This is a genomic window from Marinobacter sp. MIT932201 (assembly GCF_047123295.1).
GTDB lineage: Bacteria > Pseudomonadota > Gammaproteobacteria > Pseudomonadales > Oleiphilaceae > Marinobacter > Marinobacter salsuginis.
Window position 1 is genome coordinate 2,539,885 of sequence record NZ_CP138917.1, and the last position, 12,405, is coordinate 2,552,289.

The 12,405-nt window shown below is 58.1% G+C and carries 13 protein-coding genes; 10 read left to right on the top strand and 3 right to left on the bottom strand.

The genetic code is table 11. The features are described 5' to 3' along the window. Positions 1-12: 12 nt before the first annotated feature. A complete protein-coding gene (locus SIC15_RS11620; RefSeq protein ID WP_412535970.1) occupies positions 13-2,445 on the bottom strand; it encodes a DNA internalization-related competence protein ComEC/Rec2 in 2,433 nt (810 codons plus the stop codon). Between the two features lie 81 nt (positions 2,446-2,526). Here SIC15_RS11620 and SIC15_RS11625 point away from each other — a divergent pair, with 81 nt between their 5' ends. Then, a complete protein-coding gene (locus tag SIC15_RS11625) occupies positions 2,527-3,072 on the top strand; it encodes a DUF2062 domain-containing protein (RefSeq protein WP_136631775.1) in 546 nt (181 codons plus the stop codon). On the opposite strand, the gene SIC15_RS11630 is transcribed toward SIC15_RS11625, so the two are convergent. Beyond that, complete coding sequence (locus SIC15_RS11630; protein WP_209401018.1) at positions 3,060-3,749, bottom strand: ABC transporter ATP-binding protein; 690 nt, start codon at positions 3,747-3,749, stop codon at positions 3,060-3,062. The two genes, SIC15_RS11625 and SIC15_RS11630, sit on opposite strands and share 13 nt — an antisense overlap. Before the next feature lie 13 nt (positions 3,750-3,762). Continuing rightward, on the bottom strand, positions 3,763-5,004 hold the full coding sequence (locus SIC15_RS11635) for a lipoprotein-releasing ABC transporter permease subunit (RefSeq protein ID WP_069183395.1): 1,242 nt from the start codon (positions 5,002-5,004) through the stop codon (positions 3,763-3,765). Between the two features lie 129 nt (positions 5,005-5,133). Between SIC15_RS11635 and SIC15_RS11640 the strand changes: the two genes are divergently transcribed. The 9 genes from SIC15_RS11640 (at position 5,134) to infA (ending at position 12,135) form a co-directional block, all read left to right on the top strand. Further along, positions 5,134-5,721 (top strand): PilZ domain-containing protein, encoded by a 588-nt coding sequence (locus SIC15_RS11640; protein WP_412535971.1) that lies wholly within the window; start codon positions 5,134-5,136, stop codon positions 5,719-5,721. A 95-nt stretch (positions 5,722-5,816) separates the two neighbouring features. Then, on the top strand, positions 5,817-6,119 hold the full coding sequence (locus SIC15_RS11645) for a hypothetical protein (RefSeq protein WP_222464682.1): 303 nt from the start codon (positions 5,817-5,819) through the stop codon (positions 6,117-6,119). 151 nt (positions 6,120-6,270) lie between these two features. After that, positions 6,271-7,269: an agmatine/peptidylarginine deiminase gene (locus tag SIC15_RS11650; RefSeq protein ID WP_412537612.1), complete on the top strand. Its 999-nt coding sequence runs from the start codon at positions 6,271-6,273 to the stop codon at positions 7,267-7,269. Next, positions 7,269-8,192, top strand: coding sequence for a carbon-nitrogen hydrolase (locus SIC15_RS11655; RefSeq protein ID WP_412535972.1), 924 nt, complete (start codon positions 7,269-7,271; stop codon positions 8,190-8,192). The genes SIC15_RS11650 and SIC15_RS11655 overlap by 1 nt, the downstream gene beginning before the upstream one ends. A gap of 7 nt (positions 8,193-8,199) precedes the next feature. Continuing rightward, entirely contained in the window at positions 8,200-9,111 is a 912-nt protein-coding gene (locus tag SIC15_RS11660; protein ID WP_069183390.1) for an AAA family ATPase, read from the top strand. 140 nt (positions 9,112-9,251) lie between these two features. After that, a complete protein-coding gene (trxB, locus tag SIC15_RS11665; RefSeq protein ID WP_291907268.1) occupies positions 9,252-10,205 on the top strand; it encodes a thioredoxin-disulfide reductase in 954 nt (317 codons plus the stop codon). Between the two features lie 203 nt (positions 10,206-10,408). Next, a complete protein-coding gene (gene aat / locus SIC15_RS11670; protein WP_412535973.1) occupies positions 10,409-11,122 on the top strand; it encodes a leucyl/phenylalanyl-tRNA--protein transferase in 714 nt (237 codons plus the stop codon). After that, entirely contained in the window at positions 11,123-11,836 is a 714-nt protein-coding gene (locus tag SIC15_RS11675) for an arginyltransferase (RefSeq protein WP_136631784.1), read from the top strand. It begins immediately after the preceding gene. Between the two features lie 80 nt (positions 11,837-11,916). Further along, positions 11,917-12,135: a translation initiation factor IF-1 gene (gene infA / locus SIC15_RS11680; RefSeq protein WP_008169200.1), complete on the top strand. Its 219-nt coding sequence runs from the start codon at positions 11,917-11,919 to the stop codon at positions 12,133-12,135. Positions 12,136-12,405 lie beyond the last annotated feature (270 nt).

The window sequence follows — 12,405 nt, forward strand, 5'->3', positions numbered from 1 at the left end:
ACACCTGCAATGTCACGGTATTTTACATTGGTCCCGGGCGAGTCCCGGGCCGCCAATCCAGAATGGCGTCCCATGGCGCATTTCCTTCAACACCAACCGGTTATCCTCGATGGTCATCACTATGCTGCCAGAACAGGCTGTATTGAACGAAACGGCTCCGATCGCGGCATAGCGAGCGGTTACCGTCGGGTGAGGATGGCCGTACCGGTGGCGATACCCGGCAGTGTAGATAACCTGATCCGGCTTCAACGCCCGAACCCAGGCTTCTGAGGATGACGTTTTGCTGCCATGGTGTGGCGCCACAAGCACCCGGGTAACCGGTGCCTGAAGATCCTCTCGGTCAGCAAGATAAGCCAGATACCGGGCTTCCATCTGGTCGGTAATATCCCCCGGCAGGAGCCATTCGGTGCCTGATTCGGGATGGTAAATACGCAGCACACAGGACGCATCGTTACCTTCTGTCGCACCTTCCCCCTGCCAGAACTCCAGAATCAGGCCGCCCAGCTTCTGGTTTGAGCGCTTGCAGCCCGAAACAGGCAGATCGGCGACCTGCTGTCTGACGGCCACCGGCTCGCCAGCAATAGCTTGCCCGACTTCAATCTTCTGGGTGAGTTCGGCTACCCCGCCGGCATGATCACTGTCTGCGTGGCTGATTACGAGGGTGTTGATCCGACGTATGCCTTCGGCCGCCAGATTCGGTAGCAGGGTTGATTCAACAGCCGAAAACACACCCGGAACGGCAGGACCGGTGTCGTACACCAGGGCTTCATCGCCATGACGGATCAGAACCGACAGGCCCTGACCCACATCCCAGACCCGTATTTCCGGTGTGCGCAGATAGGGGTTCTTCATCAAGGCTTGGCCCGGAACCATCAACCAGAACACCGCCAACAGAGCGGCAACCAGCCGGAATCCGGTAAACGGCACGAATACGAGCGTAACGGACAGCAACCCCCAGCCGACTACCTCGGCAAGGCTGGCCTCAATGTCCGGCGACTGCCACTCCGAGAACCATTTCAGAACGTGCCAGAGCACGCCCAGTGCCCAATCGAACACTGGCACAAACACCTGGGCAGCGCCCGGGACCAAGGCAGTAACCAGCCCTCCGGTCACCAGCACCGGCATGACCACAAGAGATACCCACGGAATGGCCACCAGATTGGTCAGCAGACCAACCAGAGGCTGACCCTGGCCGAATACTTCGAGGATTGGCCATAAACCGCCGAAGACGGCGAGCTGCGCAATAACGAGCCCGGTCACCGGTCCCGTTCCCGCCAGCCGCGCCGAGAACACAGCTATCAGCACGGCGACAGCAATGAATGACAACCAGAACCCTTGATCCAGGGGCGCAAAGGGATCCAGTACAAGAACGGCTGTAAGAGCAGCCAGAAACGCCTGCCACACCGGCGCCTGACGACTGAGCAGAATCAGCCACCCACCTGCGATAACCATGATGAGGGCGCGTCGTGTTGGCACAGTAAAGCCGGCGGCCAGCGCATAAACGAGACAACAAATCACAATCGAGGAAAATACGATCCCGCGTCTGGCCTCATCGCTGACCCATCGCGCCGGCCATAACAGTAACAGCCGCCTACATACAACGCCGGCACCCAGGGCCACCAGACCGAGGTGTAGGCCCGAAATCGCCACCAGGTGAATGGTGCCGGTCGCCTTGAGCACATCCCAGTGGTTCTGTTCCATGTGCCCGCGGTGGCCAATCAACAGCGAGGCAACCAACGGAAAGTGCCTGGCGCTGCCAAACTGCTCCCTCGTCCAGCGTTCAAGCGAAAGATGCAGGCGCCGGTACTGGCAGTGCAGCGAACAGTCTACCGTCGTGTCCAACCGAACATTACGGACGCTTCCCGTGGCACGATACCCTTTCCGGAAGAGCCAGTCTTCGTAGCGGAAACCGGCAGGATTCAGCGTGCCGTGGGGACGCTTGAGAGCAACATCCAACCGCAGCCGGGCGCCGGGAAGGTATTGGCTGCCGCGACCATACCAGGCCAGCCTGAGCAGGCCCGGCATCCTTGCTTCCTGCCCGGCTTCGATGGGAAGGTTGTGCCAGTGGGTGACACAAAGACTAAAACGTAAACTGTTAAAGCTTCCGGGAGAAGGAATGTCGCACAGGTATCCCGAAACCGAGAGGCGCTCCCCTTCCAGGCTGGCCGGGAGGACGGTCGAAAGACGGTCTCCGGCATGCCAGGAGGCCCAGAACAGCCCCAGGAAAAGACCAAGGGCGAACACTGTTAGCCGAGAGGCAAGTGTCGAAAGAGAACAGGACAGGGCAACGGCGAGCAGAAATATCGCGGCGAGCAACCACTCGGAAGGTGGCAGTATCGACAACCAATACAGTAAGATAACGCCACAAGAGAAGGCGACAACGCCCACTACTGCGGAACCGGACTTGCCATACGAGCATACCGGTCGGTTGAGACTTCCGGACAATCCTTGTCCTCCTGTTTGTCATAAACACCGGCGACATCCGATGTGCCGGTATACTAACTCCGTTTAAAGGCAGAACTTCCAATGCCAAAGAAGTTCATGAAACGCTATCTGCCCTCACCAGAGAAGGTGCAAGCGATGCAGTCGCTGAGCTTTCTGGGCGATATTCTTCATGAACCGAACCTCTGGCACATCAACCGACACAGTGTTGCCAGGGCGTTTCTGGTCGGCATCTGGTTCTGCTTTATTCCCATGCCCTTCCAGATGCTCGCCGCAGCCTTCTTCGCTATCTGGTTCAATGCCAATCTGCCACTGTCGGTGGTTCTGGTCTGGATCAGCAACCCGGTGACCATGCCGCCGATGTTCTATTTCAACTACAAAATCGGCGCCTGGGCCCTGGACCGACCTGTACTCAGCTTTGAGTTTGAACTGTCCTGGTCCTGGATCAGCGAGCGGCTGCTGGATATCGGCATTCCGCTCTACCTCGGTTCACTGGTGGTCGCAACCATATCAGCCTGCCTTGCCTATTTGATCATCCAGTATCTCTGGCGCAGGAAAATCCGCTCGGACTGGCAAGTGCGCCGAACCGCAAGATTGCGACGCCGCCGGGCTGCTGATCAAACTTCCTGAATCAGCCGGCCCTGCTCCAGGCGCATGACCCGCCCCAGACTCCGGGCCATTTTCATGTCATGGGTTACCATGACAAAGGCAATGCCCAGCTGATCCCTCAGGGACTCGATCAGGGCCTGGACCCCCTCGCCGGTATGCTCATCGAGGTTTCCCGTTGGCTCATCCATCAACACGCAGTCCGGCTCATTTACCAGTGCCCGTGCAATGGCCACCCGTTGGCGTTCGCCACCGGAGAGCTCGCCGGGTTTGTGATCCAGCCGTTCTGCAAGACCCACCCGTTCCAGCAAACTGCTTGCCTTGTCCCGAGATTTCGAGACGGCCATGCCACCCAATGCGCACGGCATCATGACGTTTTCAAGCGCGGTAAATTCCGGCAACAGGTGATGAAACTGATAGACAAATCCCAGATGGGCGTTGCGGAACCTGGCCCGCCGAGCTTCAGATAGCCGATGGATGTCCTCACCGCAGATAGCAATCTGACCGGACGACGGCTTGTCGAGCCCGCCCAAAAGATTCAGCAGGGTTGTCTTACCGGCACCGCTGCTGCCAACGATGGCTACGGTCTCGCCCTGGGCAACTTCCAGCGAAATATCTGAAAAAATGGTCAGTTTTCCGAGGCCCTCGTTATAGGTCCGGGTTACCTGACGACAATCGATCACCGGTGCAGAATGCGCCATAGCGGCATGTTCCTTACTCATAGCGAAGCGCCTCCGCCGGATCCACCCTCGAGGCCCGCCAGGCCGGGTATATGGTTGCCAAAAGGCTCATGGCAAGTCCGGCGCCGCTGATTATGAAAACATCCTGCCATTGCAACTGGGATGGCAGGTAGCTGATGAAGTAAACGTCCGCACTCAGGAACTGGTGGCCCAGCGCGCCCTCCAGCCAGGAGATAAAGGCACTGATATTAAGTGCACCAAAAACTCCAAGCGCTGTGCCAACGATGGTTCCGAAGATACCGATGACCGCCCCCTGGACGATAAAAATGCGCATGATCCGACCCGGCGTTGCTCCCATGGTCCTGAGGATCGCGATGTCTCCGGTTTTGTCAGTGACCACCATGACCAGTGTGGAGACGATATTGAAGGCCGCTACGGCAACGATAAACATCAGCAGCAGACCGATCATGGTTTTCTCCATGCGGATGGCCTGGAAAAGATTGCCGTGGGTGCGGGTCCAGTCAGATACGTAATAGCGGCCGCCCAACGCCTCAGCCGCCTGCTGCGAAACCTTGGGCGCTGCGAACAGGTCATCCACCAGCAGACGAACGCCCTCCGCCTTGCCCCCGGTTCGCATAAGCTTGGCTGCGTCATCCATATGAATCAGCGTGTAGTTGCCATCCAGTTCAGCACCGACACTGAAAATGCCCTTCACCGTAAATCGCTTGAGCCTTGGCAGCACTCCCGCCGGGGTCACCGAGGCTTCCGGCAACACGACAGTCACCTTGTCACCCACCTGCAGGCGCAGGCTGGCCGCCATCAAGCGACCGATGATGATGCCAAACTCGCCGGAGACCAGATCGTCCAGCCCTCCCTCGATCATATGGTTCTCAATGATGGACACCGTACGCTCTTCTTCTGGAAGAACACCATTGAGCATAACGCCACGAACATTACCGCCACCGGTCACCATCCCCTGCCCCTGGATAAAAGGAGCCGCGGCCAGCACCCTGGGATGCTGCTGAACCCGGGCATCCACCGACTGCCAATCATCCAGAGGGCCGGCGCCCTGTATGGTGGCGTGGGGCACCATCCCGAGAATTCTCTGCTTGAGCTCCCGGTCGAAGCCATTCATGACGGACAACACAATGATCAGCACCGCCACTCCAAGCATCAGCCCGATCATCGAAGTCAGTGAAATAAAGGATATGAAGTGATTGCGGCGCTTGGCGGCCGTGTATCGCAAGCCAATGTAAAATGATAAGGGTCTGAACATGAAGAGGTGCCTGTTGCTACCTTCCGGTCTGTCGTGGTCTTGTTTTCCCGAGTACCTTCTGCCTTCCAGCACGGAGGGAAACTGCTAAACTGTTCTGTACCAATAAAAATTCAGTTTTCCGGAGCCGCGATGCAGTCGTCCGACATCCCCAACGAGCCGGCGGATTATTCCCCCGAACGCCGGGACTTTTTCCGCATTGAAGACCGGATCGGCCTGGAGATCCGCAAGCTAGCCCCTGGCACCCCACTAGACGGGAATGCCTTCGATGGTGACCACCTTGAAAGCCTGAAAGCTGAATTCAGGCGGTTGGACCAGGACGTAAAATCCCAGCTTGCCAGCCTTGCCGAGAGAGACCGGCTGCTAACCGGGCTGATCAAGTCCCTGAACGGCAAGCTGGACACGCTTGCGCGCATTATGGCCTTTGAGCAAAATCCGTTGCAACCTGAGGACTGGCAGGATGTAACCCTGAGCGAAGGCGGCCTGTCATTCTTCAGCAGCACCCCTGCCTGGCATCCCGGAGACCGGCTTGCTGTCCGTATGACCCTCCCGCCCGAACTTTTCCAACCACAGGCACATGCCCGCGTGATTGATGTACACCCCGATTCCTCAGGCGGGGCAAGGGTCCACACCGAATTTGCCCGGATTGATGACGGCGATCGCCAACAAATCGCACGGCATGTGATGCGGTGGCAGATTCGACAGCGCCAAAAAGAGTAGACTGGGTAAAAACGGGTGACTTTTGCTAGTCTTTTTCGGATATTACGCTTTATCCATGTCCTTCCGAGGACGCCAGTTTTCATGGAGACCCATCAATGAGAAAACAAACTACCCTGTTCGGCGCACTGGCAGTGACTGCCACACTGGCCTTTCTTCCGATGACGTCCGCGGTAGCTGAAGAAGTCCGCGTGCCGGTTGGCTCCCAGGCCGATCGTGACCAGGCCAGCTTTCCCGGCTCGGGAATGAGCCAGTCGTCAGTCCGCGCTTCCTGGGGTGCGCCCATGGAAATTCAGGGCCCGGTAGGCCAGCCACCGATCACCCAGTGGCATTACCAGGACTTCGTGGTGTATTTCGAAGGCAACCGGGTTATCCATACCGTTCTCAAACATAATCGCTGAGGGCCCGAGGGACTGTTCGGGTCGGAAATACCTTCCTTATGTCCTGACGTTCAACCAATCGTTGGTTAGAATGCCGTCTTTTATGATTCAAGGTGACGTAGTGACAACCAAACGAGTGTTGCCCGCCGAGTGGGCTCCCCAGAGTGCCGTGATGCTGACCTGGCCCCATCCGGGAACCGACTGGGCAGGCGTTATGGAAGAGGTGGAGCCGGTCTTCGAAAATATTGCGAAAGCCGTTCTCCGACACGAGCATCTGGTTGTAAGTTGCGAACACGTGATACGTCTGCAGGAGCTTGAGCAGCAGCTGAATCTCTACGCTGAGGAGAACGGGCTCCCTGGCCGTGTAAAGACCGTTCCAGCGCCAGCAAACGATACCTGGGCGAGAGACCATGGGCCGATTACCATCCTGACCGATGATGGGCCGGCACTGCTGGATTTCCGGTTCAACGCCTGGGGCGGAAAGTTTCCGTCGGAAAAAGATGATGCGCTGAACACTCACCTGTTCAACGCCGGTGTATTCGGCACAACCGCGATGCAGCAGGTGAACTTCGTGCTCGAGGGAGGCTCCTTTGAATCGGATGGCCAGGGTACCTTGCTGACAACGTCTGAATGCCTGCTGACGCCGACCCGAAATCCTGCCATGGACCGGACAGCCATTGAGCAACTGCTCTCAGAGATATTGGGTGTCCGCCGAATTCTCTGGCTCAACCATGGCTACCTTGCCGGCGACGACACCGACAGCCATATCGATACCCTGGCCCGATTCTGCGCACCGGATCATATCTGTTATGCAGCCTGCCCCGATGTCGCCGACGAGCACTACAGTGCGCTGGCGGCCATGGAAGAAGAGCTCCAGGAGTTTCGCCAGGCCGACGGCTCTCCTTATCGATTGACGGCTCTGCCCTGGCCCGATGCCATTTATGATGAGGACGAAGAACGCCTGCCGGCTACCTACGCAAATTTCTTGATCATCAACGGTGCTGTATTGCTTCCGGTGTATGACGTGCCGCAGGACGAAGACGCCATTACTGTCGTACAAGAGATTTTCCCGTCCAGGGAGATAATACCGATTGATTGCCGGCCCTTGATTTACCAGCATGGCAGCCTTCACTGTGTGACCATGCAAATCCCGGCCGGAGTAGTCAGTTAATGAGCAGAGAAGCGCGCAAGAACCAGATCAACATTGCTGCCATCCAGCAGGCCTGCAGCAGTGACAAAGCAGCCAGCCTGGCCGTTACCGAAAAACTGGTTCGCGAAGCCGCAGCCAGTGGCGCAGACCTGGTTATTCTGCAAGAGCTCCACGCCACCCTTTACTTCTGCCAGACTGAAGATACGGCCGTTTTCGAATTGGCCGAGCCGATTCCCGGCCCCACCAGCAATCGCCTCTCCGATCTGGCCCGCGAACTGGGTGTCGTGTTGGTTGGCTCCATTTTTGAACGGCGGATGAACGGCGTTTACCACAACACTGCCGTCGTATTTGAGAAAGACGGCTCAATGGCAGGGCTGTACCGGAAGATGCACATTCCGGACGACCCGGGATTCTATGAGAAATTCTACTTCACCCCGGGTGACGCCCAGTTCAATGATGGCAGGAGCGGCTTCACGCCCATTGATACATCTGTTGGCAGGCTGGGCGTACTGGTTTGCTGGGACCAGTGGTACCCCGAGGCTGCCCGCCTGATGGCCTTGGCCGGAGCGGAGATGCTCATCTACCCCACCGCTATCGGCTGGGATGTTACCGATGACCCGGGTGAGCAGGCGCGTCAACTGGAAGCCTGGGTCACCGTCCAGAGAGGCCATGCGGTTGCCAATAATCTCCCTGTCGTGGCGCCGAATCGGGTCGGCACAGAACCGGATCCGTCCGGACACAGTGACGGCATTCGTTTCTGGGGCAACAGTTTTATCTGCGGACCGCAGGGTGAATTCCTTGCCCGGGGCGATGACAGCTCCGAGTGCATTCTGTCTGTAAGCCTCGATCGCACCCGCAGTGAATCGATTCGCCGGATCTGGCCGTATTTGAGAGATCGTCGCATCGACGCCTATGGCGACATCCTCAAACGCGTAAGGGACTGAGGCCGGAATGAAAAAGCTGGTTGATACCGTAGTCAGTGAACTGAACCAGATACTTCTGGGCAAGGAGCAACAGGTGCGTTTGGCCCTGTGCGGTCTACTGGCGCGAGGGCACCTGCTGATCGAAGACATCCCCGGCATGGGCAAGACCACCCTCTCCCATGCCCTGGCCAAGGTGATGGGGCTGAGCTACCAGCGAATCCAGTTCACCAACGACCTGCTTCCCGCGGATGTGCTTGGTTATTCCATGTACGACAAGCAGGCCGGCAGCCTGGTGTTCCATCCTGGGCCGATCTTTGCCCAGGTGGTTCTGGCTGACGAAATTAACCGGGCATCACCTCGTACCCAGAGTGCCCTGTTGGAAGCCATGGAAGAACGGCAGGTATCCATTGAGGGCGAGACCCGTCCACTGCCCCACCCGTTCTTCGTGATTGCCACCCAGAACCCCATTGAACAGGGAGGGACCTACCCTCTACCCGAGTCCCAACTGGACCGGTTCCTTATGCGCCTTCACCTGGGCTACCCGGACCCCCGGGCCGAACGGGAACTGCTGGAAGGCGAAGACCGCCGCACCATGACCGAAAAGCTTCCCACCCTGCTCTCCCAGGCCGACCTGAAAACCCTGCAGGAAGGTGTAACAAGGATAACCGCCAGCCCGGCGCTTCTCGATTACGTGCAGCGATTGCTGGAACAGAGTCGGAGAATGCCGGGCCTTCTGTACGGGCTTTCGCCCCGCGCCGGCCTGGGACTCGTCCGGGCCGCCAAGGCCTGGGCGCTCATGGAAGGACGGCATCACGTGTTGCCCGACGACATTCAGGCGGTTTTCCCAGCAGTAGCAGCCCACCGCCTCGAACAGGGCGAGTCCGGCAAAAGTGCGGAAAGGGTTCGTCAGCTGCTGGCAACCGTTTCCGTGCTTGAGTAAATAGCAAGGTTTTATAAGCGGAATTGGCCAAAACGAATGGCAGACCGCGCCTTTCATGTTAGCCTTTGCTCCTTTCCCCGAAGCGTCTGGCCCGGAACAGGGCCTGGCAACGTACGGCTTTTTCAGTGAGAGAATTCCCAATGAGCGACACCAAACATTCCCGACTGATCATCCTTGGTTCCGGCCCCGCAGGCTACACCGCTGCTGTCTACGCAGCCCGCGCCAACCTGAACCCGACCCTGATTACCGGTATTGAAGTCGGCGGCCAGCTCACCACCACCACCGACGTCGACAACTGGCCCGGAGACAACGACGGCGTTCAGGGCCCGGAGCTCATGCAGCGCATGCTCAAACACGCCGAACGCTTCGAGACCAGCATCGTCTACGACACCATCAACGAGGCTGACCTGCGCAACCGCCCCTTCCGGCTCAAGGGCGACGGCGGTGAATACACCTGCGATGCCCTGATAATCGCCACCGGCGCCTCCGCCATGTACCTGGGCCTGGAATCCGAAGAGAAATTCAAAGGCCAGGGCGTCTCCGCCTGCGCCACCTGCGACGGTTTCTTCTACAAGAAACAGAAAGTCGCCGTTATCGGTGGCGGCAACACCGCCGTCGAAGAGGCCCTGTACCTGTCCAACATCGCCGACGAAGTCACCCTGGTACACCGCCGCGACAGCCTGCGCGCCGAAAAGATCCTCCAGGACAAACTGTTTGAAAAAGCCGAAAACGGCAACGTGAACATCGTCTGGGACCACACCCTCGACGAGGTCCTTGGGGACGGCACCGGCGTGACCGGCATGCGCATCAAGAGCACCAAAGACGGCTCTACCCAGGAGATGGACCTGGCCGGCGTCTTCATCGCTATTGGCCACAAACCCAACACCGACCTGTTCCAGGGCCAGTTGGACATGGAAAACGGCTACATCCGCATCCGCTCCGGCCTTGAGGGCATGGCCACCCAGAGCAGCATCCCCGGCGTCTTCGCCGCTGGCGACGTAGCCGACCACGTCTACCGCCAGGCCGTCACCTCCGCCGGCTTCGGTTGCATGGCGGCCCTGGATGCGGAAAAGTTTCTGGATCAACAGGATTGATCTAGTCTTTTAGAAGACTATACGGAAGCTGATCGAGGCCGGGAGGGCCAGCCTTCTAAAACTGTGCGGAGCCAGGGATGGCGGAGCCAAGCGTACACGGACGTATTCACAGCGTGTTTTAGAAGGCTGGCCCTCCCGGGCGCGACTCCAAGGCCCGTAAGCAACAAGACCAACGCGAACTAGGCAGTAAAAACCGGAGAAGGATGACCTCACTACCCTGGCTAGACCCGGACCAACTCTGGTTCCCCCCCGCCAACGAAGCCCTGGACGACCCGGACGGCCTCCTCGCCCTCGGCGGGGACCTGTCCACCGAACGACTCATCCTTGCCTACCGCAACGGCATTTTCCCCTGGTACAGCGACGACCAGCCCATCCTGTGGTGGTCACCCAACCCCAGATGCGTCCTGCTCCCGAACGAAATCCACGTGTCACGCAGCCTGCGCCGCACCCTGAACCAGCAACGCTTCGAGGTGACCGCCGACAGACACTTCGGCCGAATTATCCGACTCTGTGCGTCAACCCGAGCCGAAGGCACCTGGATTACCGAAGAAATGATTGCCAGCTATTCCGAGCTGCACCGCATGGGCGTCGCCCACTCCATCGAAATATGGAACCGTCGCGGCGAACTGGCCGGTGGCATGTATGGCCTGGCCATTGGCCGGTGCTTCTTCGGGGAATCCATGTTTTCCCTGGAAACCAATGCCTCCAAGGTTCTCATGGTTCATCTGGCGCACCAGTTACAGCTTTGGGGTTATCGGATCATGGATTGCCAGGTGGAGAGCAGGCACCTTCTGACCATGGGCGCACGGACTATTCCACGGGAAGAGTTTTTATCTATACTCAGGATGAGCATCGATCAGAAACCGGATCAGACCGACTGGACCTTCAGATGGCGTTGGCCCGGGCCGGAGGAGTGAATGAGCAATCTCAGAACCCTGGTGTTCTTCGCAACGCCGCCCCATGATTGCAGCTACCTGCCAGACCGCGAGGCGACCACCATGTTTGTGGATCCGCGGGCCCACATTGATAAAAAGCTTTACAGCCAACTGACCGCTCTTGGTTTTCGCCGCAGCGGTTCGCATTATTACCGTCCCCATTGCGAGCAGTGTAATGCCTGCATCCCGGTTCGACTCAAGGTTGATGATTTCAGCCCGGACAGAAGCCAGCGGCGTGTGCTGAAGAAAAACTCAGACCTGAAGTGCACCATGGTGCCAGCGACCTTTGCGGAAAGGTACTATCAGCTCTACGCAAACTATATTGAGCAACGGCACCAGGATGGCGACATGTACCCGCCCACCCGGGAACAGTTCACGTCCTTCCTGGTGGAAGGGGCAACGGACTCCTGGTTCCTGGAAATCCACAAGGATGAGCGATTGGTAGGGTTGGCGGCCGTGGACCTGCTGGACGACGGTTTGTCGGCCATTTACACCGTTTTCGACCCCGATCTTGATGACAGGAGCCTTGGCACTTACGCAATCCTCTGGCAAATCGAGGAAGCTCGCCGCAGGGGGCTGCCCCACCTGTATCTTGGCTACTGGATCAAGCAATGCCGGAAAATGAACTACAAAACCCGCTTCCGCCCGATCGAGGCGCTAAGAGACGGCCACTGGCGTGAACTGGACCCAGGCTAACTTTGCCAAACGCCGATAAATCAGGCAGAATTGCGCAATTTAAAATTACGGAAAGCATATCCAAACGAGGTTTCTACTGAATGCCGAAATCAGATGCCATTGAAATGGAAGGCGTTATCATCGACACCCTTCCAAACACCATGTTCCGCGTTGAGCTCAGCAACGGCCATGTTGTGACAGCTCATATCTCCGGCAAGATGCGCAAGAACTACATCCGCATCCTGACAGGTGACAAGGTCAAGGTTGAGCTGACTCCCTACGACCTGAGCAAAGGCCGCATTGTCTACCGCGCCCGTTGATGCTCACGTGACATCTGAAAGCCCCTTCGGGGGCTTTTTTTGGTGCGCCCGGCATGGGCGCACTCCTGGAGGTGCAAGTCCTCCCGTGAGCTGGCCACAGCGAACGAAGTGAAGCGCAACTGCGGAAGGGTGACCGACCGTGGGGAGGAAGCGTGGAGCGTAAACCGTGAGCCGATGAACAAGAATCGGATATGAGGCACTGCCAAGCAGGGCGAGCGGGCCAAAAGCCGCGAAGCTCTTGTGGCCAAGGCGAAGTGGTGTAAATCCGGC